General features: G+C 59.9%; 24 protein-coding genes. All 24 read right to left on the bottom strand.

What is annotated here, in order from left to right; genetic code table 11:
* Nucleotide 1: 1 nt before the first annotated feature.
* Entirely contained in the window at nt 2–748 is a 747-nt protein-coding gene (gene fliR / locus AB8A27_RS23900) for a flagellar biosynthesis protein FliR (protein WP_441244058.1), read from the bottom strand.
* A complete protein-coding gene (flhA, locus tag AB8A27_RS23905) occupies nt 745–2,832 on the bottom strand; it encodes a flagellar biosynthesis protein FlhA (RefSeq protein WP_441244059.1) in 2,088 nt (695 codons plus the stop codon). The genes fliR and flhA overlap by 4 nt, the downstream gene beginning before the upstream one ends.
* 75 nt (nt 2,833–2,907) lie before the next feature.
* Nucleotides 2,908–3,174, bottom strand: a complete 267-nt coding sequence (gene fliQ, locus AB8A27_RS23910) for a flagellar biosynthesis protein FliQ (RefSeq protein ID WP_092141420.1) — start codon at nt 3,172–3,174, stop codon at nt 2,908–2,910.
* A gap of 3 nt (nt 3,175–3,177) precedes the next feature.
* A complete protein-coding gene (gene flgD, locus AB8A27_RS23915; RefSeq protein WP_441244060.1) occupies nt 3,178–3,588 on the bottom strand; it encodes a flagellar hook assembly protein FlgD in 411 nt (136 codons plus the stop codon).
* Between the two features lie 16 nt (nt 3,589–3,604).
* Nucleotides 3,605–4,012, bottom strand: a complete 408-nt coding sequence (gene flbT / locus AB8A27_RS23920) for a flagellar biosynthesis repressor FlbT (RefSeq protein ID WP_092142040.1) — start codon at nt 4,010–4,012, stop codon at nt 3,605–3,607.
* 8 nt (nt 4,013–4,020) lie between these two features.
* A complete protein-coding gene (flaF, locus tag AB8A27_RS23925; protein WP_286144176.1) occupies nt 4,021–4,380 on the bottom strand; it encodes a flagellar biosynthesis regulator FlaF in 360 nt (119 codons plus the stop codon).
* A 25-nt stretch (nt 4,381–4,405) separates the two neighbouring features.
* Nucleotides 4,406–5,452, bottom strand: a complete 1,047-nt coding sequence (locus AB8A27_RS23930) for a flagellar hook-associated family protein (protein WP_441244061.1) — start codon at nt 5,450–5,452, stop codon at nt 4,406–4,408.
* Nucleotides 5,453–5,457: 5 nt separating this feature from the next.
* Nucleotides 5,458–6,927, bottom strand: a complete 1,470-nt coding sequence (flgK, locus tag AB8A27_RS23935; RefSeq protein WP_441244062.1) for a flagellar hook-associated protein FlgK — start codon at nt 6,925–6,927, stop codon at nt 5,458–5,460.
* A 31-nt stretch (nt 6,928–6,958) separates the two neighbouring features.
* Nucleotides 6,959–8,209, bottom strand: a complete 1,251-nt coding sequence (locus AB8A27_RS23940) for a flagellar hook protein FlgE (protein WP_441244063.1) — start codon at nt 8,207–8,209, stop codon at nt 6,959–6,961.
* A gap of 74 nt (nt 8,210–8,283) precedes the next feature.
* Complete coding sequence (locus AB8A27_RS23945) at nt 8,284–8,769, bottom strand: transglycosylase SLT domain-containing protein (protein WP_441244064.1); 486 nt, start codon at nt 8,767–8,769, stop codon at nt 8,284–8,286.
* 43 nt (nt 8,770–8,812) lie between these two features.
* Nucleotides 8,813–10,045, bottom strand: a complete 1,233-nt coding sequence (gene fliK, locus AB8A27_RS23950; protein ID WP_441244065.1) for a flagellar hook-length control protein FliK — start codon at nt 10,043–10,045, stop codon at nt 8,813–8,815.
* Nucleotides 10,042–11,229, bottom strand: a complete 1,188-nt coding sequence (locus AB8A27_RS23955) for a chemotaxis protein (RefSeq protein WP_441244066.1) — start codon at nt 11,227–11,229, stop codon at nt 10,042–10,044. Before AB8A27_RS23955 ends, fliK begins: the two co-directional genes overlap by 4 nt.
* Nucleotides 11,226–12,563 carry a MotB family protein gene (locus tag AB8A27_RS23960; protein WP_441244067.1) on the bottom strand — a complete coding sequence of 446 codons (1,338 nt, stop codon included), beginning with the start codon at nt 12,561–12,563 and terminating at the stop codon, nt 11,226–11,228. Before AB8A27_RS23960 ends, AB8A27_RS23955 begins: the two co-directional genes overlap by 4 nt.
* Nucleotide 12,564: 1 nt before the next feature.
* Nucleotides 12,565–13,260 carry a hypothetical protein gene (locus tag AB8A27_RS23965; protein ID WP_441244068.1) on the bottom strand — a complete coding sequence of 232 codons (696 nt, stop codon included), beginning with the start codon at nt 13,258–13,260 and terminating at the stop codon, nt 12,565–12,567.
* Complete coding sequence (gene fliF / locus AB8A27_RS23970) at nt 13,257–14,900, bottom strand: flagellar basal-body MS-ring/collar protein FliF (RefSeq protein WP_092141389.1); 1,644 nt, start codon at nt 14,898–14,900, stop codon at nt 13,257–13,259. Before fliF ends, AB8A27_RS23965 begins: the two co-directional genes overlap by 4 nt.
* A 129-nt stretch (nt 14,901–15,029) precedes the next feature.
* Nucleotides 15,030–16,316, bottom strand: coding sequence for a flagellin N-terminal helical domain-containing protein (locus AB8A27_RS23975; RefSeq protein WP_441244069.1), 1,287 nt, complete (start codon nt 16,314–16,316; stop codon nt 15,030–15,032).
* A 234-nt stretch (nt 16,317–16,550) separates the two neighbouring features.
* A complete protein-coding gene (fliP, locus tag AB8A27_RS23980) occupies nt 16,551–17,285 on the bottom strand; it encodes a flagellar type III secretion system pore protein FliP (RefSeq protein ID WP_441244070.1) in 735 nt (244 codons plus the stop codon).
* Nucleotides 17,282–17,767: a flagellar basal body-associated FliL family protein gene (locus AB8A27_RS23985; protein ID WP_441244071.1), complete on the bottom strand. Its 486-nt coding sequence runs from the start codon at nt 17,765–17,767 to the stop codon at nt 17,282–17,284. Before AB8A27_RS23985 ends, fliP begins: the two co-directional genes overlap by 4 nt.
* Nucleotides 17,768–17,779: 12 nt before the next feature.
* Entirely contained in the window at nt 17,780–18,475 is a 696-nt protein-coding gene (gene flgH / locus AB8A27_RS23990; RefSeq protein WP_092142037.1) for a flagellar basal body L-ring protein FlgH, read from the bottom strand.
* A 5-nt stretch (nt 18,476–18,480) separates the two neighbouring features.
* Complete coding sequence (locus tag AB8A27_RS23995) at nt 18,481–19,137, bottom strand: MotE family protein (RefSeq protein ID WP_441244072.1); 657 nt, start codon at nt 19,135–19,137, stop codon at nt 18,481–18,483.
* A gap of 66 nt (nt 19,138–19,203) precedes the next feature.
* Nucleotides 19,204–20,304 carry a flagellar basal body P-ring protein FlgI gene (gene flgI, locus AB8A27_RS24000; protein WP_175500335.1) on the bottom strand — a complete coding sequence of 367 codons (1,101 nt, stop codon included), beginning with the start codon at nt 20,302–20,304 and terminating at the stop codon, nt 19,204–19,206.
* The gene (gene flgA / locus AB8A27_RS24005) at nt 20,304–20,780 is read right to left on the bottom strand and encodes a flagellar basal body P-ring formation chaperone FlgA (RefSeq protein WP_441244073.1); all 477 of its coding nucleotides are present in this window, start codon (nt 20,778–20,780) and stop codon (nt 20,304–20,306) included. The genes flgI and flgA overlap by 1 nt, the downstream gene beginning before the upstream one ends.
* Before the next feature lie 25 nt (nt 20,781–20,805).
* Nucleotides 20,806–21,594 carry a flagellar basal-body rod protein FlgG gene (flgG, locus tag AB8A27_RS24010; RefSeq protein ID WP_092141371.1) on the bottom strand — a complete coding sequence of 263 codons (789 nt, stop codon included), beginning with the start codon at nt 21,592–21,594 and terminating at the stop codon, nt 20,806–20,808.
* Nucleotides 21,595–21,603: 9 nt separating this feature from the next.
* Complete coding sequence (locus AB8A27_RS24015) at nt 21,604–21,924, bottom strand: flagellar hook-basal body complex protein FliE (RefSeq protein ID WP_068729891.1); 321 nt, start codon at nt 21,922–21,924, stop codon at nt 21,604–21,606.
* Nucleotide 21,925: the final 1 nt, after the last annotated feature.

Consider the following 21,925-nt stretch of genomic DNA (forward strand, 5'->3'; position numbering starts at 1 on the left):
GTCACCCCGACAGCCAGGACGAGAAGGCGATGCTGAATTGCAGCACCATTTCGCGACCGGCGAAGTAAAGCAGCAACAGCCCCCCGGTGAGCACAAAGGGAAGCGAGATGAAGTAGACGGGAATGCTTGGCGTCAGCTTGTTGGCGAGACCAACCGCGAAATTGACAATGACGGCATAGATGACGAACGGACTGGCGACCCGAAGCGCCAGCGTAAAGGCTTGAGAAAGGTGATCGACAAGTTGCGTCAACCCGCCCTCGGCGCTGATCCCGGTCGCAGGCAGCCAGATCTGGTAGGAGCCGACCAGACCGCGCAACAATTCCCAGTGCTGATCGGTCAAAAAGAAGACGACCGTTGCAGTCAACGTGATCAGTGGCACCAGCGCCGGCACATGTTCGCCGTCGTCGGCAACGCCAGGAAGATTCAGACCGATCCCGGAAGCAACAAATGTCGCCATTGTCTCAAGAGCAGCGAAGAACACGCGAGCGGTGAGCCCGATGACGAGGCCGACCATCAGCTCGGACATGATCAGGCGGATAAGGTCCGATGCCGTCGCCACCTCCACGGCCGGCCGGACCATCGATTCCAGCAGGGGGGTCAGCATCAAGGTGACGCTGATGGCGAGAAACAGGCGTACCTGCATCGGGATATTCACGCGGGAATAGCCGGGTGCCACCATCATGCAGATCCCGATGCGACAGAAGATCAGGAACGTCGACAGGATGGAGACCGAGCTGCTCGCGATCAAGACACAGCTCCAAGCGACATCACCTCGGCACCGCGTGCAATCTCCACATGCGACAGCACCGGGAGCGCGGGGAACATGCGTTCGGTGATCATCCGCACATATGGGCGGACATCAGGCGGCGCGACCAGCACTGCGGTATCGCCATTCGCAGCCGCCTTGCGAACCGCAACCGACACGTCGTCCGCAAACTGTTCGACCAGTCGTGGATCGGCGTCGAATTCCATGATCTCGCCCTTGCCGTCGCGCTTGATGCTCTGATGGAAAGCGAGGTCCCAGCGATTGCCGAGACGCAGCACCTTGAGCACGCCATTATCGGCGAAATCACCACATATCTGCTGCGCAATGCGCATCCGCACATGTTCGGCCACGTGTTCGGAACGGCGCACATGGGGCGCAATCTCGGCGATGGCTTCCAGAATGAGATGCAGATTCCGGATCGAGATCCGCTCCGCGAGCAGAAGCTTGAACACCGCCTGCAGCCCCGAATAGGAGATCTGGGACGGCACCATGTCCTCGATCAGCCGCTTGTATTCGGGATCGAGCCGATCGAGCAGCGCGCGGGTGTCCTTGTAGGTGAGGAGCTGGGACAGATTGTTACGGACGACCTCGCTGAGATGCGTGAGTAGGACCGAGATATTGTCCGCGACCTTGAAACCATCCTGTTTGACCTCATCGATAAAGGTCTCCGGAACCCACATCGCCTTCATGCCGAAGGCAGGTTCTATCGTCTCGTCGCCCGGCACATCGGGTTTCCGATCGCCATCGAACAGCACCAGGGCCTCACCGATCCGCAATTCATGATGGGCCACGACGGTGCCGTAAATCTTGATACGATACGACTTCGGCCCGATCGATAGATCGTCGGTCAGTTTGATCTCGGGGACGACGAAGCCATATTGGGCTGCAAAGCGCCGCCTGACCTTGGCGACGCGATGTGCCAGTTCGCCATGGGCATTGAGCATCTGGATCGCGAGCTGACTGCCAACGCAGAGCTCCACGTCGGAAGTCTTGAGCAATTCCTTGACGGAATCCCTGTTCTCGATCTGCGCTTTTTCCTGAACCTGCGCGATGCGCGCCTGCTCAACCTTCGCGCGGGCGGCCTGCTGGCGCGGCAGCGTAAAGCTCATGAAGGCCATGGCGCTGCCAAGCAGCGCGAAGGGCAGAAACGGCAGGCCTGGCAGCAGACCGAGCGCGAACATCATCATCGCTGCAACTGACTGGGCGCGCGGGTACTTTCCGAGCTGCTTCAACACCATCTGCTCGGCAGAGCCACGGGTGCCGCCCTTGGAGACGAGCAGGCCGGCCGAGAGCGACACGATCAGCGCCGGGATCTGGGATACCAGGCCGTCGCCGACCGAGAGCTTGGTGAAGACGTCGGCCGCACGTCCCAATTCCATGCCGTGATGGGTGACACCGATGATGATGCCACCGAAGATGTTGATGGCCGTGATGATCAGGCCGGCAATGGCGTCGCCGCGCACGAATTTCGAGGCACCGTCCATGGCGCCGAAAAACGAACTCTCCTCCTCCAGCTCGTGGCGGCGACGCTGCGCTTCCTTGTCATCAATCAGACCGGCCGACAGGTCGGCGTCGATGGCCATCTGCTTGCCGGGAATGGCGTCAAGCGAAAATCGGGCACCGACTTCGGCGATACGCGTCGCACCTTTGGTGATCACCACAAAATTCACGGTGACGAGAATCGCAAAGATGATGAGGCCGATGACGAAGTCGCCGCCCATCACGAATTTGGCGAAACCGGCGACGACATAGCCGGCGGCGTGCTCTCCCTCGCCGCCATGCGACAGGATCACGCGCGTGGTCGCCACGTTCAGCGCCAATCGCAGGATGGTGGCGATCAGCAGCACGGTGGGAAATGCCGAGAAATCCAGTGGCCGCTGAATCCACAGCGCCACCATCAGGATCAGGGCGGACAACGCGATCGAGAAGGCCAGGCCAAGGTCGATCAGGATCGTCGGAACCGGCAATACCAGCATCACCAGAATGATGACGATGCCGAATGCAAAGGCGACGTCCGTACCGGCCCGCCGTTCGGCCGGCAGGGCTGAGATCGTTACGTCGGCCATGGCAGTTCTCGCGCGAATATCATGGCCGCACTGTGCAGCGCCGACCTTGCGTGAAGATGGTGGAGACGATGGCGGCTAGAAGCCGCGTTCGATCCGGCCGTACAGCACTTCGGTGAAGGCGAAGATATGCGCTCCCATGAAGGAGCCGGTGACAGCGACCACGATCAGCATCACCACGATCTTGGGGATGAAGGTCAGCGTCATTTCCTGCACCTGGGTCAGCGCCTGCAGGAGGGCGATGACGATGCCGACGAACATAGCGGCAGCGACCGCCGGGCCGGCGGACACGATGATTGTCCAGATCGCCTGCTGGGCGATATCGAGGGCGTCGCGCTCGTTCATGCTTCAGCTAATAGTAATGCCGGGCCCGAGCTGGACCTTCGTGCCGTTTTCAAGCGTCGCAACGGCACCACCCTGGATAATATAGACTTCCTTGATCTTGCCGGTCGTGCTCGTTCCGCTTTCATCCGTGAATGAAGCGGTACGGCCGATCAGGCCTTCTGCCTGGGTAATCGCGCTGGTCGACAGCAGCGTATCGAGCTTCGCATTGGTCTGAACCGCCTGCTCGACGGACGACAACTGGGCGAGCTGGCTCATATATTCGGTTGAATCGGTCGGATTGGTGGGATCCTGGTTGCGCATCTGCGCAATCAGAAGCTGCAGGAAGCCGTTGTAGTCGATCATGTTGGTCGACTTCGACGTCGTCGACGTCGTGTCTGTCGTGGATTTCGAGGTATCTACGCCGTTGACGATCATCTTGCTCTCCCTGGGTTCAGGCCACGACCGGCAGCAGCATGTCGGCGCCGCCAAGGATCGCCTGTTCGACTTCGAACAGGGCCCGGATCTTCCGCAACGCCTCGTAATAACGCTTCGCCTCGACCAGTTCCTCGATCGCATCGAGGCCCTGCAGCAATTCCCTGTTGTCGGCAGCTGCGTAGATCGCGCAACGCTGATGTCCGAAGACCGCACGCGCCTGTTCGATATCGCCCGGACTCATCAACATCAGTTGCACAACGAAGTAGAGCTGCCGGAGCGGCGTTGTCGCGTCAGCCACCTGCATGACCTGACTTTCCAGCAGGAATGTCACGTCGTTGATCAGTTCCAGCGTCACCTTGCGATCGACCCGCAAAACTGCACCGTTGATATAGATTTTCTCGCCCGATCGCAGCGATATGCACATTGGCTTCTTCATGCCAGCGAATCCCGGATGACGATATTGATGGCAACGAGATCGCTCACGTCCGACAACTGTCCTTCCCGGAGGCGCTCGGCTTCCTTGATGACCCAGATGCCAATTGAAATCAGCTGCGCTCGCAACTGCTCCGGCAGGCCGTTTCGTGGATTCGACAGATCTTGTATGAAGAAGGTCCAGAGATTGCGAATATAGAGTAAGGCGTCTGTCTCTTCGGATGAAGCAAGCGCTCCGCTCTGGATCTTCTGAAGTAGTTTAATTCCGTGATTGAGCGCTTGTTGTTCCCTGGATCGCGCCTCGCGGCTGCTATCCTCGATTTCCGCGTCGTAACCTGCCAATGCCATTTCAATCGACAACCTGTTGCTTCATAGATCAGCTCGCCTATCGGAGATAATTGAGGATGCTGAGGTTCTGAATTTGCGCGGTCAGCGCGTGCGACATCTCCAACTGATTTTTCAGTGAGTTCACCCGGACGGATGCCTCTTCCGGATCGACCACTTCCATCGCGTTGATCTGCTTGTTGACGATGTCGGTCTGCACCTTGAGACGACTGGTTGCATTTGTCGTCTGCTCCTGCGAGGTGCCGAGGCGTGCAGCGACACTCGCAAGATCGGACACCGAACCGCCAACCAGCAGCAGCGCCTTGTCTGTGACGGCCTGGAATGTGCTCTGATTCATTGTTTCCAGACCAAGCCCGCTGAGCATGGTGTAGGCCATCGCCAGTTTTCGGAATGCCTTGTCATTGGCGCTGGCGGAGGAATCGACGGTTTGTGTCGTAGAGATACGACTGCGCATGACCTGATCGGATGCCGATGACCAGTTCGTTCCCCAGGCCGGATCGTCGAATTCGGTCGCAAACGCGTTGTCGAGGAAGTTATTCATGGCGGCGGGGGTGATGTTAACGGCAGCCACGTCACCGGGCGGAAAACCAAAAGCAGCAGTAAACGCCGCATCGATCGCCGTTTTGCTGGCCGAACCGGTCTGATAAGGCGTCATCGGCTGTTGCGCCGTGTTGATGCCGCCGAACAGATATTGCCCGTCCATCGCAACATTGAGCGTCGTGAGAAGCGACTGGAGGTTCGATGCTGCCGGCTGGGCGATGATGACGCCGCCATTTGCCGAATTGCGCGCCGCCAGCAGATCCTTTTGGAAGGACTGCGCCGTGCCGATCAGTTGAGAGATACGCTCCTGGGCGACGTCCAAACGAGCGCCCACGAGTGCATTGGTGTCGACGAGCTTGTCCATATCGAGGAGCTCCGCACGCAACGTGACGTCACGGCCGGTGAGCGCGCCAAGGCCTTCCCCCACGTCGGCCAACCGTCCGCTGGTCGCCTCCTTGGTGGCCTTTGAGATCGCGACCAGACTCTTCGACGCGGAGATGCGAAGAGTAGTCGAGATCGAGTTCGACGAGATAAAATTCGTTGCCATATCGATTACCCTACCGCCATCAGAAGTTCTTTCAGCATGTCGTCGATCGTCGAGATGAGCTTCGACGATGCCGAGAAGGTGCGCTCGACCTGCAACATGAAGGACATTTCATCATCCATATTGACGCCATTGACATTCGACAGCGCATCGGCACTGCGCTCCAGAAGTGTCTGGCTATAGGTCGCTTCTTCGCCCACGCTCTTGCGCTGCGATTCCAGCCAACTCACCGAGGAGCCGGCAAAGTCGATGAGGTTGCCACTAGGCTTGCCGAGCGCGGCCGGATCATAGGTCCGGGATGCCGCCATACCATCGACGAGGCTCTGAATGCGGGCGAAGAAGCCTGCTTGACCTCCGGTATTGTAAACGTAGTTGGCGCCATTGATGCCACCGTCGCGAATCAAGCTCGGATTGCCGCCCAGCGCCTGATCGACCAGATTGGTGACTTTGATCGTGCCGGCGAGCCCGACATTAATCGTGCCCGCGGTCGGCATTCCGGGCCCACCAGCATAGGTGAAGAGGCCGGTTTGATCTGGCCCAGCGGCTGCGGTCTGATCCTTTTCGGCAAAGATCTCGATCACGCCACGCGCGATTTCGTCAAGCTGGTTCTGGTAGGTCACCATCTTGTCGTCGCGAAGCGTCGCCAGACCGGCGAGCTTGCCGGAGCTGATCGGCATGATCGCGTTAGCGCCGGTGACGGGAACGCCGTCGATCACCACAGCATTACCCGTTGTGGTGGCCGTGTAGGAATTTGTCGGAGCGAAGGTTACGGAGCGAGCGGTACGCTCGAACAACGTGACCCCGGAATCCGTATAGACAACCATGTCATTGTTTGCGCGAGTAGCAAACGTGATCCCGACCTCCTGGGACAGCTTCGACAGAATACTATCGCGCGTATCGAGGTAGTCGGTAACGTCGGAGCCGGACATCGTTCCCTTGACGATCGCCGTATTCACCGTCTCGAACTGGGCCAGCAACTGATTGATATTGCCAACCGAAGTCGCCATCTCGGCATCGGCATCAGCCCGGGTCGTTTGTACCGTATTGGTTGAATCGTTCAGCGATGCGGCAACATTTTTGGCCGCTGTGACGGCGGAATTCGCAAACGTCACGTTATCCGGTGCCGATGCATATTGCTGCAGGGCGCTTTTCAGCTTGGCCAGTTGCGCCGCGGCAGACTGATCGAGCTCGGGATCGTCGATGGTGACGGCCGCAACCTTCTGCAGACCGTTATAAAGAGCATCCTGCTGTGCCGAGGTAGAAACAGCCTTGACGACATTATTGAACAAGCCGGCGCTGGCCGCCCGCTGAATGCCGCTGACATAGACCCCGCTGCCCGGCTGGGAAACGATCAGCGCATTCTTGCGCGAGTAACCGTCCTGATGCAGGCCGGCGACGTTGCGCGAGATGACGGAAGACTGGACGCCCGCCGCCATAAGCGACGAGCGGGCCGAATTGAGTGCGACCGTAAGTGACATGGGGACTCCCGTCAGTAATCCGCGCTGTGCGCTAGCGCTTCAGGTTGACGAGTACGTCGAGCAAGTCAGCGCCGGTCTGGAACACCTTGGAATTCGCGGTGTAGCCACGCTGCGATTCGATCATCGCCGTGAGCTCGTTGGCGAGATCGACGTTGGATGCTTCGAGCGCTTCCGGCTTGATGGTGCCGAGACCGCTATTGCCCGCGAAATCGACCTGGATGTTACCGGAGTTGGTGCTGATCGAATAGACGTTCCCGACTTCGGGCGAGAGATTGTCGGGGCTCGGCACGGTCGCCAGCGGAATCTTGTAGCTCGCGATCCGCGTGCCGTCGTCGAAGATCGAATACATGGTGCCGTCCGAGCTGACTTCGACACGGTCGAGCGCGCTTGGCGCGTTGCCGTTGGTCGTGGCCTTGAACTGGAACTCGTCCGCGACCTGCGTCATACTCGACATGTCGAAAGTGACGGGCGAGCCGCCCGGGATTGTGAAGGCCATCGAGGTCGGACTTGCGGCATCGAGACGGCCCTTGCCGGTGGCGCTGACGTCGAAGGTAAATGTCGTGGTGGCGCCTAGCTGCGACCCGGCTGCATAGGGGAAGCCGCCGCCTGCTGCCGCGCCTGCGCTGTTGTAGATCTGCACATCCCATGTATTGGCGGCCGTCTTGAACATGTACATGTCAAGTTTCACCGCATTTCCAATATTATCGTAGGTGATGACCGACGTTTTCGACGTAAAGGCCGGCGGTCCGGCGCTGATCGCAGCATTGGAATCCAGGTTGGCGCTGCTGATGCCTGCCTGGGTCGTCGGATTTCCCAGCAAGGACTGCTGCGCGATGTTTACGACCTCGAGATTGCCGAGTCCGTTGGCAACGACGTTCGGCTGGGCGCCGTTCTTGATGTTGTAACCCATCAGATAATAGCCGGCGGTATTGTAGAGATTGCCTTGGCCATCCGGCACGAAGGAGCCTGCGCGGGTCAGGTAAGGTGTGCCACCCGCATCGCTGACGACGAAGAAGCCGTTACCCTGGATCGCAAGGTCAGTCGCAGAAGTCGTGTAATTCAGCGTTCCGGGATCGGAAATAGCGTAGCGGACCTGTGTCTCGACGCTACCGGAATTGTAGTTTCCGGTTCCGCTGCGAAGGATAAGGGAAGAGAATTCCGTCGAGGCGCGCTTGTAGCCTGTGGTATTCACGTTGGCGATATTATCCGCGACCGTCGCCAGCTTGTTCGACTGGGCGTTCATGCCGGAGCCGCCTGTGCGCATCACCCCATACAGACTCATCGATCATCCTCCGTTTCACGTGTGAAGTATTAGAGTTGAAGTTGCTTGTGCGAGGCTGGCGGTTATCCACAGGGTCATCGTGACGCAGTGCGTTCCGCGCAGAAGTCGCGAGCCTTGCTCGTCCACGACCCGAATCCGCTTGCGACAAGGCTGCCAATGACGCTGCAGATGTAGCGTTTCTGGCCGACAACATTGGTCGGCCCGGCATTGTAGCGTGCGACAGCCATCGTCCAGTTTCCCTCACGCTCGCGCAGATCTTTCAGAAACCGCGCGGCGTAATCGACGTTGCGCGCTGGATCGAACATCGCCTCTACGCTGGGGAATTTCTCGCCGTGATAACGATGGTTGATCTGCATGCAGCCAAGGTCGACCAATTTAGCGCCCTTGCCTTTTTCCTCAGTGAAACGCGCGACGGCATTTCGCAGGTCGGTCGCAAGTACCGTCCTGCCATCGACATTGAGCGCATAGGGATTCAACACGCCCTTGCGTCCGGTCTCGCTGAGGCCGACTGCAAAGAGAACACCGAGTGGCACGTTGTGACGGCGCGCCGCGCGCGCCATCTCCCGTTCGCATGGTCCTTCGGCGCGGGCATCAGTCGCAGCGCTAGATATAAACAGTGCTGCTGCGAACCCGATTGCTATTCTGATCTTGCTGCCGCTCTGACGGCCTTGGCGATTGCTCATGATCCTGCCTGTTATGCCGTGCGCCGCTCTGTGCATCGCCGGACGACCGGCCCGAAGAACCACTGTCCGCCTGCGATCCGCCTGACGACGGCAGCGAAGAGCGCTGATCGGACGACGCCTGCTGTTGCTGCTGGCCGTTGTTCAGATTGGAATCGGGGGTGCGGGTATGGTCGATGGCCGCAATGTCGAACGTGTAACCCGCCGACTGCATGGCGTCGGTGAGCACACCGCGCTCCTGCCGCAGCATCTGCGTGGTCTCGTAGCGATCCGCAGTGAGGTGAATCTCCACGGAATCGCCGGCAAGCCGCATCTTCACGGTGACGGAGCCGAGATTGGGCGGATCGAGTTCGAGCGTCATCATGCGCACCGGCCGGCTATCCGCAGTCTTGTGCGTTTCGAGCCCCGACGCGTCGGCAGGGCGAGCCCCTTCAGGTGATGCGACGGCCGGCAGATCAGCCGCCATCCGATCGACGATCTTCTGCAGCGTCGTCACCTGTTGCACGGGCTCGAAATGCGTCTCTTGTTCACGAACGACCGCCTTCGCAGCCGGAAGCGGCTTCGTATCCGTCGTCTCGACCGTCAGCGTGAAACGTTGAGTGGCAGCGGCATCAGTGTCAGGCACGTCGGCTGTTGCGGCGTGAATGAGCTTCGCGGGATCGCGCGGAGCATCATCTGCCTTCACGTCCGGTACCGAGATACGAGGCGTAGCTTTGTCATTGCTTGGCAAAGGTGAGTGCGCGTGATCGAGTTTGGCCATCACTGCGCTCAGCGCAGAATCCGGCCCGCGCCAGGGTGCAGATTTTGTCGCCCCCTCCTCGTCCTTCGTGACCTTCGAATCGTCATCATCGGTTTGATCGTCACTGACATCAGGCTTTTGCGCGACTTCACCCGTCAACTCCGCAAGAACGGATGCCGCGTCGAGCACCGGCTTTGGGTCAACGATTTTCGCGTCATCGGCTGTCTTAGGGACATGCGGCGTGACAGTCTGGGTCTCTTTTGAGACCAGGCGAAGCTGCTCGCGAAAGTGATCGGCCTTCTCCTTGCCATCCTTGGCATCCTTGGCATGGGTACCGCCGTGCAATCCGCCTTTCGCCCCGGCCTTTCCGGCCGCTGTCTGGCGAAGCGCTGCCGTCAGGAGGTCGGCATTGTTCATCGGGCTTTCTCCTTTAATTGCTCCTGCGAGGCATCGAGCAGCTTTTGGGCGCGATCGACGGCGGCGAGAGAACGGCTGAAATCAATGCGCGGCCGCATGGCCGTCTTAGCTTCGCTGCTTCCGTCGCTCTTGGCCTTTGCCTCCGGCAGCGCCTTTCGAACATTCAGTCCAATGGCGAGCGCGGCCGCCTGCAGCTCGACATCGCGTTCGGATAGTTTTGCCTTGTCGATCTGCTCAAGCTCGGCGATTGCCGCACTATGCGCAGATGTGGCAACGCGTGCCGCGGCACGATACAGGCGCGCGCGCACGCGCTCAGCGCTGTCGTCATCGGACAATGCGAATACACGGTCGGCGGCGAGCACCGTCATTTCAGTCTTGCCGCGAACCAATGCCGTTCTTGCAATCAGAAGGTAGAGCGCACGCTGGCTCGCCCGATCGAGATGATCGAGCACGGCGACAAGGCGCGGAAACCGATCGGGACGTTGCACGAAACTGAAGCGTGCAACAGAGAGCGCAAAGCGCTGGCGGAAATTGCCCGCATAGATAGAGTGCCGATACCGGCGGAAATAGCGCACCGCAAGGGCTTCGAACTTGTCGAAGTCATCGTCCTGTCCGACGATGAAAATCTCTCGGCGCAGTGCCGCTTCCTCGACCAGCGTGCCCGGCATCATCAACCGCACTTCGTCGAGCAATCCGATCGCGACCTTCAGGTCGTCCTGCGCAACCAGTGCCGACTGCACCAGCGCAATCTCCGCACCGAGTGCCGCAGGCAGACTGCGTGGCTTGATATTGGCAAGCTTCGATTTCGCTTCCTCCGTGCGCCCTTCGACATAGGCGATGGCGCCATCGACAATGGCCTCGTCAATATTCAGCACGTTGCGAGAGCGGAGGCTCGCGACCACTTGCGGAGACCCACCACTCAAGAGGAAGGTGACAGCTGCGCGCGAATTGCGTGGCTCCTTCCAGACGGCGGCATCGGCTTTCAGGAAGTTCTCACCCAGGCGTTTCAGCAGGGCGGGTTGGGAATTGTGGGCGTCAAGGTCGCCGCGCGCGATCTGATCTTGCAGCATCTGCAATGAACGAACCATCTGATATGGCTCGCGCATCTGGTCGTCGGCCGGCTGCGCATGTGCGCTGCCAAGACAGACTAGAAGCGTTGCTGCAATGATCCTGGTGCTGGTCATAGCACGGGAGCACGGATCAGCAGCTCGATCCGCCGGTTCTGCGCGGCGAGCGGATCATTCTGAATTTTCGGCCGGCGGTCTGCATAGCCCTCGATGCGCTCGACCCGCCCGGCGTCGAGGCCACCGCGTACCAGCATGTGATAGGCCATATGCGCACGCGCGGTCGAAAGCCGCCAGTTGTCATATTCGGACGTTCGATAGACCCGGCTATCCGTGTGACCACGCACGATGACCTGGCCGCGGTTCTGCGCGATCATCGGCGTGATCTTGTCGAGCGCGCGAACGAGGCCGGGCGTGGGCTCCGCCGAGCCGTTGGCAAACATTCCGTAATTCACGTCGTCCGTCAGATTGATCAGGAGTCCTTCGGGGGTTTCCCTCACTTCGGCCACCGGGTGTGCCGGTCCAATCGCGGCCAGTGCTGCCGAGATTGCGGCCTGGAGCTTGGTGGCGTCCATCGGCTGGGCCTTCTCGGCCTGAGCAGGCGCCTTGTCAGGCTGCGCCTGGGATTTATCGGCCGGCGCTGCCGTCTTGTCTGCCTGCGCCGGCTGCGGACGGCCTGCAGCTGGATTGGGCTTGTCGCCCTCATCGGCAAACAGTCCGGCGGGCTTCGGTGCCTCCTGCTTGTCGGATTTCGCGGGAGTTGAATTCGATCCGGACATTTCCTGACCCGGAGACCCGGTGGCGTCAGGTTTGGTGTCGAGCGGACGCGGTTCTTGCCCTTCGCTCGCCACAGCGGCAACATCCTCGCCGAACGGAAGGCTGCCGGCGTCCTTGCGTCCCGACAGCTTCTTCTCGAGCGACGAGATCGACGCCATCGGCCAGTTGATCGGATCGAAGGGGTCTCGATAGGCTTCTCCGCCCTTGAGCCCTTCCTTGCGATTCGGATCGAGCGCTGCGCTGGTCTGCCCCTGACGTGGAGGGCCGCCGGCAATCTCCGAGAGCACCGCGTAGGGATCACGGAATAACGTGGCTTCGCCATAACGCGGCTGTGGAGGCTGCGGTCGCGCCAGCGCATCGGTCGGCTGACCCGGCTCCGGATGCGGCCACTTGCTCTCACCTTCCACGGCCTTGCCGGGATCAACCCGCCGGGCGTCGTTGATGCCCTTGCGATCCGGCGTTGAGTCCGTCAGCTTGATCGGATTGAAATAGGTGGCAACGCTCTCGCGTGTTTCCTGATTGGTGGCATTGATCAGCCACATCACCAGGAAGAACGCCATCATCGCCGTCATGAAGTCGGCATAGGCGATCTTCCAGACGCTGTTCTTCGTTTCGCCGCTCTCGAGAGAACTGCGGCGGCGAATGATGACAAGTTCTGTTGGAAGCGGATCGGCCATCTCAGCTCTGGACCGCCATCTTCAATCGCTCGGTCCAGACCTTGAGCTGAGTTTCAAGTACGATCTGATCAACGACGATCGACGCTTCTGCTTCGGGGCCGGCACGCAATTCCGATGCAATGGCGCGGACGCCGAGCTTGCTGCGGATCAATTCGAGCAGCTCCGATGGACCGGTGATGCGCAAAACCGGGCGGCGGCTATCGGTTGTGATCGACGACAAATGTTCGATGAACGCAGTGACCGCCTGTTTCTGCACAGCGTTATTGATGAGCGGCTCGAGGAGCCGAGCAGCTACGCCAGCGATTCTTCCCTGCAACTGATCGCCCATTTCGGCGATATCCCCGGCGAGCTTGGCCGCGGTCTCGTTGAGCAGTTGCTGCCGTTCTTCGGCAGCCTGCGCCGCAAGTGCCTGCTTCTCCTGCTCCATGCGCCGTTCGAACTCGGCGAGTGCACTCGCATAGCCTTCAGCGCGACCGCGCTCATAGCCATCATCCTCCTGCACGGAAGGCGACTTTGGCTGCATCTGCGGCTGCGGTTGAAACGACGGTTGCTGCTTTGCTTTCTGCAGAAGCGGCTGATGCTGCGGCGGCACGCCGGAGTGATGCAGATGGTCGAACGGAACGACGCGGCTGCGTGTCTTTGGTGGCTCCGGTCGATCGAAATCGGCGATCAGACGTGCGACTTGCTCTGCGCTCATACCGCTTCCTCTTGTCTGATCCATTGCTTGAGGATCGCCGCCGCTTGCTTCTCATCGAGCTGAATGATCTGCTCCAACCGCTTCTGCGGCGTGTTCTGCATATTGCTCGAGACGTCCTGAATGAGGTTGGGCGGAGGCTCGCCCCCTGACAGCGCCGCCGTCGCCATCGTGCTGCCGCCACTGAGCAGCGCGTTCGTTTCCGCCTGGAACTGCGTTGTCTCGTCGGTCTTCGCGCTCGCCAGAATCGTATTGATGGCCGGGCGCAGACCGAACCAGATCAGCATGCCGGCCACGGCCAGGATGGTGATGGCACTCACAAGACTGCCCGCCTGACGCATCATCACCTCTGTGAAGGTGATTGACGGTACCGGCGCCAGATCGCGCGCACCTTCCATGAATTCGACCGCCGAAACCTGAATCTGGTCGCCGCGCGGGCGATCGATACCAGCTGCGGTCGCAGCAATCTGCGAGATCTCCGCAACCTTGGCTTCGATCGCAGCATCGCTCACCTTGTCACCAAGGCTCGCAATGAGGCGCGGCCGGTTGACCAGAACAGCGAGGAACATCTTGTTCACCACGAAACCATCGCTCGTGGTCGTCACCGTCTTCGACGACACTTCGTAATTGGTGATGTCTTCGCGACGCTGCTTCTCATCATTCTGATTCTTGGCGCCGGTCGCGTTGACCTGCTGATCCGGCAAGTTCTGCTGAACGGTCGTCGGCTGCTGTCGATCGAGACTCTGCGACGTTTCCTTCTCTCGCACAGCGCGCACAGAGCGCTGCACCCGCGAATCCGGATCGTAGGTCGTCTCGTTGGTCTGTTTCTTGTCCGTCGACAGCTGGGTCGCAACGCTGACCTCGAAATTATCGAGCCCCAGATAGGGCGTCAGCGCCCGGCTCACATTCTCCTGGATCGAGCGGCTGACGACTTTTTGCAAATTGGCCATCGTGGTCGGCGTGGCCCCGACGCTGCCGCTGCCGTCATCGTCCGAAAGCAGCGACCCGTCACTGTCGAGCACAGTCACCTTGTCCGCGGTCATTCCTGGCACGGCCGCGGCTACGAGATGGCGCACGGAGCGTGCCGTGCGCGCATCTGCCGGACCATCCGTTCGCAAGACGACCGAAGCCGACGGCGGCGACTGCTCGCGCCGGAACGAGCCACGCGCAGGCATCACGATATGGACACGCGCAGCCTTGACCCCTTTGAGAACCTGGATCGTCCGCGCAATCTCGCCCTCGAGCGCGCGCACACGCGTGATTTCCTGCATGAACGACGTCAGGCCGAGCGAGCCAATCTTGTCGAACAGCTCATACCCGCCGCCAGTGACGCTGGGCAGACCCTTGTCGGCCAGCAGCGTACGCGCCTGCGCCGTCTGTCCGGGACGAACATAGACGGTATCGCCCGCCGTATTCAGATCGAAAGCGACGTTCGCGTCGCGCAGCACCGAGCTGACACGCGTCACGTCCTCACGGCTGAGGCCGGAATAGAGAACATTGTATTCCGGCCGGCTGATATAGTATGCGCCGCCGCCAACGCCGCCGAATACAGCAGCGCCGACCACCGCGAGCAGAATGAGACGCTTCGTACCCAGCTCAAGCAGATTGTTCCAGAGCTTCTGCGCGTGCTCACGATTGACCATAAATACCCCTGCCCACTTCCGAATCGATCATCGATTGTGAAGCTTGTCCGAGGGTTACGGAGAGCCGGAAAGCGAAATGGCCGCGACCTTGATTGGTCGCGGCCATTCCTATTCACGATACGAGAGCGATTAGCCGCGGAACAGCGACAGGATGCTCTGGCTGCCGGCGTTGGCGATCGACAGCGCCTGGATGCCCAGCTGCTGCTGCGTCTGCAAGGCCTGGAGGCGGGTCGATTCGGCGTTCATGTCTGCGTCGACGAGCTGACCGATACCGCGATCGAGCGAGTCGGTCAGGGTCTTCACGAAGTTCTGCTGCAGACCGATACGGTTCTTGATGGCACCGAGATTGGTGGCGGCATCGGTGATCTTGCTCAGCGCCTTGTCTGTACCAGAGATGTAGGTCTCGAGTGCAGTCAGATCGGAGGCGCTATCGGTGAACTTCGAGATGTCCAGATCAGCGACGCTGAAGGTGGTCCAGCCACCATTCTTGTAAACGTCGTAGGTCTGGTCGAGAACGCCCTTCTGGGTCGCCACGTTAGCGGTAGCCGCTGCCTGTGCCGCGACGGTACCGCCGGTCGCGCCGCCATTGGTGCTGGTGGTGGCGATCGCAGTCGTGCTGGCGTTCTTGATTTCGAGCGTCTTGCCGTCGGCATTGACACCAACAGTCAGACCCTGGACGCCCAGAGCGTTAATTGCCTTGGCGACGTCCTGAATCGTGGAGGTCTGCGACACGTTGATCGTGGTCGTCGTGGCAGTTCCACCAGCAGGCGTAACGGCGAAAGCGATCGTGCCCGTGGTCGTCGCGGGCGGGCCAGCCGCACCGACGGTGGCCGGATCGAAAACGAGGGTCGTCGTCGTGGCAGCGCCATGAGCCGTGATGTAGGCGGCGTCCAGCGTCTTATCGTAGAGCTTGATGGCATCGAGGTCGACGGTGAGCGTGTCAACCGAAACGACACCGCCGGCGCGGGAGAACGACGACACGACCGACTTGGTCGAGTTGTAGGTGGGGTCCTGCGAGTCGACCGAGATCCAGTTTTCACCGTTGAACACGGCGGAGTCAGCAGTGTTCTTCAACTGCTTCTGGAGTTCGGTGATTTCGCTCTGGATCTTGGCGCGGTCAACACCCGGGGTACGGGCAGCAACCAGTTTTTCCTTGATCGACGAGACGACGTCGACCGTGCCTTCGAGGCCGGTATACATCGTGTCGATGGTCGCGGCGCCGAGACCGAGAGCGTCCTGCACGGCGCCCAGAGCCTGAACGTCCGAACGCATCGTGGTAGCGATCGACCAGTAAGCGGCGTTGTCCGACGCGGTCGCCACGCGATAGCCGGTCGAGATGCGGTTCATCGTGGTGGAGAGGTTGGCATCGACCGAGCGCAGGGTCTGCAGCGCGGTCATTGCCTGGGAGTTAGTCATCAAGCTAGACATCGTATGTCCCTTTAATTTGATTAATTTGCTGGGGACATACCGGACTTTCACCGGTACGGCAGGGCGGCATCATGCCTTTGGAATGTCGATTTCTGATCGACCCAACCTGTCGTGAATTGCAAGCTAGCCGCCAAACCTTACCCAAAGCTGAAGGCGGCGGCGCCTTGTATAGTTAACACCGATCATTTGATTCGTCACTTACCTCGTAATGAATCAAATGATCTAGAGAAACGACTTCACAAGACCAACTGCGAGCAAATTCCAGCCGTCGATCAATACGAAGAATAATACCTTGAACGGTAGCGCGAACACCGTGGGCGGCATCATCATCATGCCCATCGACATGGTCAGCGTCGCAACGATCATGTCGATCACCAGGAACGGCATGACGACGAGAAAACCTATCTCGAATGCGCGGCGCAGCTCCGACACCATGAAAGCCGGGATGATGATTCGTAGATCGATCCGCTGACCTTCGAGTTTGATCTTCATGCTCTCGGCAGCGAGATTCTCGAAGGTCTGCAGATCCTTCTCACGCACATGCTGCAGCATGAAATCCCGGAACGGATCTGTGACCCGCGAATAGGCTTCCTGCTCGGTGATCTCGTTCTTCATCAATGGTTGGAGGCCATTCACCCACGCGCGATCGAAAGTTGGCGCCATCACATAGAATGTGAGAAACAGCGCGAGGCTGATCATTACGATATTGGCCGGCGTGGTCTGCAGGCCAAGCCCCGTGCGCAGGAATGAGAGTGCGACAACAAATCGCGTGAAGCTCGTCACCATGATGAGCAAGCCCGGTGCCAGTGACAGCACCGTCAGCAATGCGACCATCTGGATGATTCGGCCGCTGGCACTACCCTCGCCCTGCGGCAGCAAGGTCGACAGATCCGGAACCTGCGCCGCTGCAGCCGTTGGCAGAAGCACCAGGAGCAGAACCGGAATGATACGCTTCATTGCACCACCAGCGTCTCGATGATCAACTCACGAACCCTTCCGCTCGAACGCGTGAGCGCGCGCTCATTCAGGTCTCCGCGCAGATATTGCAGGCCGCGGGCGCCTTCGATCTGCGCAGGTGTGAGCGTACGTAGATAGGCTGCAACATCCTCACCGATGCGGGCGACCACGATACTCGCTTCTTCCTCGGTCAGTTTATCGGTCACGACCGATGCCTCCATGCGGATCCAGGCATTTGGCGGCGCCGCCAGATTGGTCACGACCGGTGTGATCTTGCGCAGACGATCATTGGCATTGAAGGCCGACGAGATCGGCTTCTCCTGGACCTCCTTCCGGCTTTCACTAATGCGCTGGAACGTCGACATCAGATGCAGGCTTGCCAGCGCTCCAGCCCCGACCGAAAGCGCGGTGACGAGGAGCAGGGCGCCAAACCACTGCATGAACCCTGGGCGCTGGCCTTCATTCGCGGTGTCATCGGCCATGAGCGATCCTCATCAGAACGGTGCGACCTGGTCATAGACCTGCTGGCCCCAGTTCGGCTGCTGCACTTCCATGGACCGGCCGCGCCCACCATACGAAATGCGGGCTTCGGCGATCTTCTCATAGGCGATGGTGTTGTTGCGGCTGATATCGATCGGGCGCACGATACCGCCGACGTTGACGATGCGCATTTCGTAATTGACGCGCATCTCCTGCGAACCGCTGACCAAGAGATTTCCGTTCGGGAGTACGTCGACAACGACGGCCGCCACCGAGAAACGGACTTCTTCATTGCGGTCGATCTTGCCTGCGCCCTTGTTCGATGATTGGGATTTGACGTTGGTGTCGAAATTTCCCGCCGAGATCCATTTGGCAATATTGGCCGAGTAGTCGGATTCCACCTTGATCTGCGAGTCCCGCGATCGATCCGTCTTGTTGTCGAGGATCGCCTTGTCGTTCATCAGGATGTTCACGGTCAGAAGATCACCGACCCGCGTTGCCCGGGAATCGCGGTAGAGGTCCTTGCGATCATTCCAGATCGAGTGAGGACCTGCGCTACCATAGGCGCGCCTTTCGATCGGAATTGCGCGCGCATCGACCTGCATGCCGTTGCCGATCGGCGACATGTAGGGCGCCTGGCCAACCTCAGCGAGATTGCTCGCGCAACCGGTCAGGCACGACAATGCGACCGGAATCAGAATCACTCTCAACCACATCATTTCTTGGCTTTCCCGTCGTCGGTGCGACGCATTCCGGCGAGCGTGTCGGCGAGATGTGCGCCACGTGCCGGTTCCATTTCATTGAGGATCGCGCTGGCGACGCGAACGCGCAGCTTGGCGAGAACGGCCGCCGCCGTGTCATCAGCCATGCTGGCAATCTGCTGCGCTGCAGCCTCGGGATTCATGCGTGAATAGATCTCGACGACGCTGTCTTCCGCCTTTTTGAGGAACTCCTCGCGTAACTTCAGCCACTCTTCATATTCGGCTCGTTTGGCCTCAAGTTCCGCAATACGCAGCTTCAGCTTGGATTCTGTCGCTTCGAGCTCTTTCTGCTGCCACGCCACACGGGCATCGAGCGCCTGGTCCGCGATATTGCTGCAAAAGCGCGCGACGTCAGAGTCCTGGGCGCTCGCGGCTGCGTTGTCCTTCTTGTCGATTGCGCCCGTGATCAGCCCCGAATCAGCGGTTGGACGCACCACCGGGTCTTGCTTGTTTGCAGCCGGGCGAGGGCGCGCAACTTGCGGCGTCTTTGCAAACTCACCGAGGTTCAGCGGTTTTGAGAGCTTCTGCTCGGGTTCGGCCGATGCCTGTGTGGACAGCACCACACCGACCAGCATGAGAAACTTGATCGATCGATTTGCGACGCGCGCCATTCGTATTCTCGTGATTCAGCTGAGCGAGCGTTGCACGCTTTAGCTTGCGCGACGCTGACCCACGCCCTACTGGATGACGAGTTCCGCCTGGAGCGCACCGGCCGCCTTGATCGCCTGCAGGATCGCGATGATCCCCTGCGGTTTCAGTCCGATCTGATTGAGACCACGCACCAGACGCTGCAAATCAGCACCGCGCAGAATTGCGATCTTGGCGCCGGGCTCATTGGCTTCGATGAAGGTCTGCGGCACCACCACGGTTTCGCCACGGCGGGCAAACGGTGACGGCTGCGACACGATGGGCGCCTCGGTGATTCTCACGGACAGATTGCCATGGGTGACCGCCACAGTCGAAATCTGTACATTCCGGCCAATGACCACCGTTCCCGTGCGTTCGTCGACCACGACGCGCGCCGGCGTATCCGGCTCGACCAGCAGTTCCTCGATTTCGGCGATAAAACGCACCGGCGACGTCGAGCGCGGGCGCGACAAGACTATCGTGCGATAATCGCGCTCGAAGGCCACGACCTTCTGATAACGACCGTTTCCATGCGCGTTGATTGCATCCATGATGCGCGTTGCAGTGACGAAATCCGGATTCTTGAGCTCCAGAATGAGCGATTCCATCTCGCTGAAGCGACCCCTAACTTCACGTTCGATCAGCGCGCCATTCGGGATGCGGCCGGCTGTGGCCACACCCTGGCTGAGCGTTTGTGCAGCACCTTCGACGTTGTAGCCGCCGACGGCGATAGCGCCTTGCGCGACAGCGTAAGTTTCGCCATCGGCGCCCCGCAGTTGCGTCATCACCAGCGTTCCGCCAAGCAGAGATGACGCGTCGCCCAGCGACGAGATTGCGACGTCGATTCGCGAACCGCCCGCGACGAACGGCGGCAAATCCGCCGTCACAACGACAGCTGCCACGTTGCGCGTGCGCAACGAGGTGCCACGGATATTGATGCCCATATTATCAAGCATCGATTGCAACGACTGTTCCGTGAACGGCGCGTTGCGCAACGTGTCGCCGGTGCCCTTGAGGCCGATCACGAGGCCGTAGCCGAGGATCTGATTCTCACGCACGCCCTTGAGATTGGCGATGTCCTTCACACGCACAGCGGCATCTGCCGTCGAAAGCGAAAGCGAAAGCAGGAGACCGCAGAGGAGACGCAACATCATCCGTTCTGAATCCGCACTGATCCGTCCTGCTGGACGATGCCCCGAATGGTCACGCCGGTGTCAAGATTGCGAAGCTGCACCATCATGCCGGCGCTGCCGGACTGGAGAGATGTCGCATAGGTAACGATAATGAGCCCGTCATCCTCAACGAGCACCTTCACCACAGCGCCACGGGTGACGGCCTTCAGATCTTCGAGCCCGTTGATCGGAATCAAGTGCCCCGCCAACAGAGTGCGACGCGCAATGCGACCAACGAGCGATGCACGATCGTTGATGAAGGCACTTGCGCCCTGAATATTGGGCGCAAAGTTGCGATCCATGATCATCTCATCCCGGATGACGTCACCGGGATAGATCGCCGTGGCCGGCACGGGATAGCGGACGGCATCTTCCGCTGCATTAGCGACGCCTGCGATGCCGGCCGCGAGCACGACGCTCGCAAGCCAGCGGATGACGATGGTGACTGCTCGCATCAGACCGAGATCCCGTTCTGTGGATTTACCGCATACCCTTCGAGATGGTCGACGCCATTTCGTCAGCCGCCTGAATAACTTTCGAGTTCATTTCATAGGAACGCTGCGCCGATATCAGCTCGGTGATTTCCTTCACCGGATCGACGTTTGAACTCTCGAGATAGTGCTGATGCAGCTTGCCGTAGCCAATATCGCCTGCGAAACCGACAACGGGCACGCCGGAGGATACCGTCTCGCGATAGAGATTTCCGCCGAGCGGATCCAGACCAGCTTCGTTGGAGAAGTTCGCGAGCGAGAGCTGCCCGAGCTGAACAGGCGCAACGTTTCCGTCGACCTTCGCAAAGACCTGGCCAGACTCGTTGACGGTGACGTCCACGGCATTCTGCGGAACGATGATCGCTGGCGTCACCAGATAACCGTCCGGCGTCACAAGCTGACGATTTTCATTCAGATTGAACGCGCCAGCGCGCGTATAGAGCGTCTCACCATTGGGACCGGCGATCTGGAACCAGCCGCGGCCATTGATGGCCATGTCATAGGTATTACCGGTCTGCGCCATTGCACCCTGCAGATGCAGCTTGCGCACGGCTGCCGAGCGCACGCCGAGACCGAGCTTTGCGCCTTCAGGCACCGAGCCCTCACCGCTTCGGTTTGGCACACCCTGCGCACGATCGATCTGATAGAACAGATCGGTGAATTCCGCGCGGGATCGCTTGTACGAGGTCGTGTTGATATTCGCGATATTATTCGCGATCACTTCGACATTAAGCTGCTGCGCGCCCATACCGGTGGCAGCAATGGCCAGAGCTCTCATGATTGAACCTCAAATCGCCATTCGGCTGACTTCTTGATACGCCTGAACGACCTTGTCGCGGACGGCGACAGCCATCTGCAACGAGCGTTCGGCAGACATGACCGCCTCGACCACCTTCTGTGCCGAGAGCTTGCCGTGGATAGACTGGATCGACGCGGCTTCGCCGGCCTTGATCGAACCGATGGCATCGGCTGCGACCTGTTCGAGGACGTTGTTGAAACCGACGGTGGCCGCCCCGGGCTGCACCGCAGGTGTCGCGGAATTGATGACTTCGCTGGTTTTGGCGAGTTCGCCAGCGCTGCTGATGACCGAGGATACCGCTTCAAGCATG

This window comes from Tardiphaga sp. 768_D3_N2_1 (assembly GCF_052076105.1).
In the GTDB taxonomy this organism is placed as follows: domain Bacteria; phylum Pseudomonadota; class Alphaproteobacteria; order Rhizobiales; family Xanthobacteraceae; genus Tardiphaga.

Excerpts from the sequence above, each read along its gene's own strand:
- flhA (WP_441244059.1), bottom strand. The coding sequence starts at position 2,832 with ATGGCCGACGTAACGATCTCAGCCCTGCCGGCCGAACGGCGGGCCGGT.
- fliQ (WP_092141420.1), bottom strand. The coding sequence starts at position 3,174 with ATGAACGAGCGCGACGCCCTCGATATCGCCCAGCAGGCGATCTGGACA.
- flgD (WP_441244060.1), bottom strand. The coding sequence starts at position 3,588 with ATGATCGTCAACGGCGTAGATACCTCGAAATCCACGACAGACACGACG.
- flbT (WP_092142040.1), bottom strand. The coding sequence starts at position 4,012 with ATGTGCATATCGCTGCGATCGGGCGAGAAAATCTATATCAACGGTGCA.
- AB8A27_RS23930 (WP_441244061.1), bottom strand. The coding sequence starts at position 5,452 with ATGGCAACGAATTTTATCTCGTCGAACTCGATCTCGACTACTCTTCGC.
- flgK (WP_441244062.1), bottom strand. The coding sequence starts at position 6,927 with ATGTCACTTACGGTCGCACTCAATTCGGCCCGCTCGTCGCTTATGGCG.
- AB8A27_RS23940 (WP_441244063.1), bottom strand. The coding sequence starts at position 8,209 with ATGAGTCTGTATGGGGTGATGCGCACAGGCGGCTCCGGCATGAACGCC.
- AB8A27_RS23945 (WP_441244064.1), bottom strand. The coding sequence starts at position 8,769 with ATGGCGCGCGCGGCGCGCCGTCACAACGTGCCACTCGGTGTTCTCTTT.
- fliK (WP_441244065.1), bottom strand. The coding sequence starts at position 10,045 with ATGAACAATGCCGACCTCCTGACGGCAGCGCTTCGCCAGACAGCGGCC.
- AB8A27_RS23955 (WP_441244066.1), bottom strand. The coding sequence starts at position 11,229 with ATGACCAGCACCAGGATCATTGCAGCAACGCTTCTAGTCTGTCTTGGC.
- AB8A27_RS23960 (WP_441244067.1), bottom strand. The coding sequence starts at position 12,563 with ATGGCCGATCCGCTTCCAACAGAACTTGTCATCATTCGCCGCCGCAGT.
- AB8A27_RS23965 (WP_441244068.1), bottom strand. The coding sequence starts at position 13,260 with ATGAGCGCAGAGCAAGTCGCACGTCTGATCGCCGATTTCGATCGACCG.
- fliF (WP_092141389.1), bottom strand. The coding sequence starts at position 14,900 with ATGGTCAATCGTGAGCACGCGCAGAAGCTCTGGAACAATCTGCTTGAG.
- AB8A27_RS23975 (WP_441244069.1), bottom strand. The coding sequence starts at position 16,316 with ATGACTAACTCCCAGGCAATGACCGCGCTGCAGACCCTGCGCTCGGTC.
- fliP (WP_441244070.1), bottom strand. The coding sequence starts at position 17,285 with ATGAAGCGTATCATTCCGGTTCTGCTCCTGGTGCTTCTGCCAACGGCT.
- AB8A27_RS23985 (WP_441244071.1), bottom strand. The coding sequence starts at position 17,767 with ATGGCCGATGACACCGCGAATGAAGGCCAGCGCCCAGGGTTCATGCAG.
- AB8A27_RS23995 (WP_441244072.1), bottom strand. The coding sequence starts at position 19,137 with ATGGCGCGCGTCGCAAATCGATCGATCAAGTTTCTCATGCTGGTCGGT.
- flgI (WP_175500335.1), bottom strand. The coding sequence starts at position 20,304 with ATGTTGCGTCTCCTCTGCGGTCTCCTGCTTTCGCTTTCGCTTTCGACG.
- flgA (WP_441244073.1), bottom strand. The coding sequence starts at position 20,780 with ATGCGAGCAGTCACCATCGTCATCCGCTGGCTTGCGAGCGTCGTGCTC.
- flgG (WP_092141371.1), bottom strand. The coding sequence starts at position 21,594 with ATGAGAGCTCTGGCCATTGCTGCCACCGGTATGGGCGCGCAGCAGCTT.
- AB8A27_RS24015 (WP_068729891.1), bottom strand. The coding sequence starts at position 21,924 with ATGCTTGAAGCGGTATCCTCGGTCATCAGCAGCGCTGGCGAACTCGCC.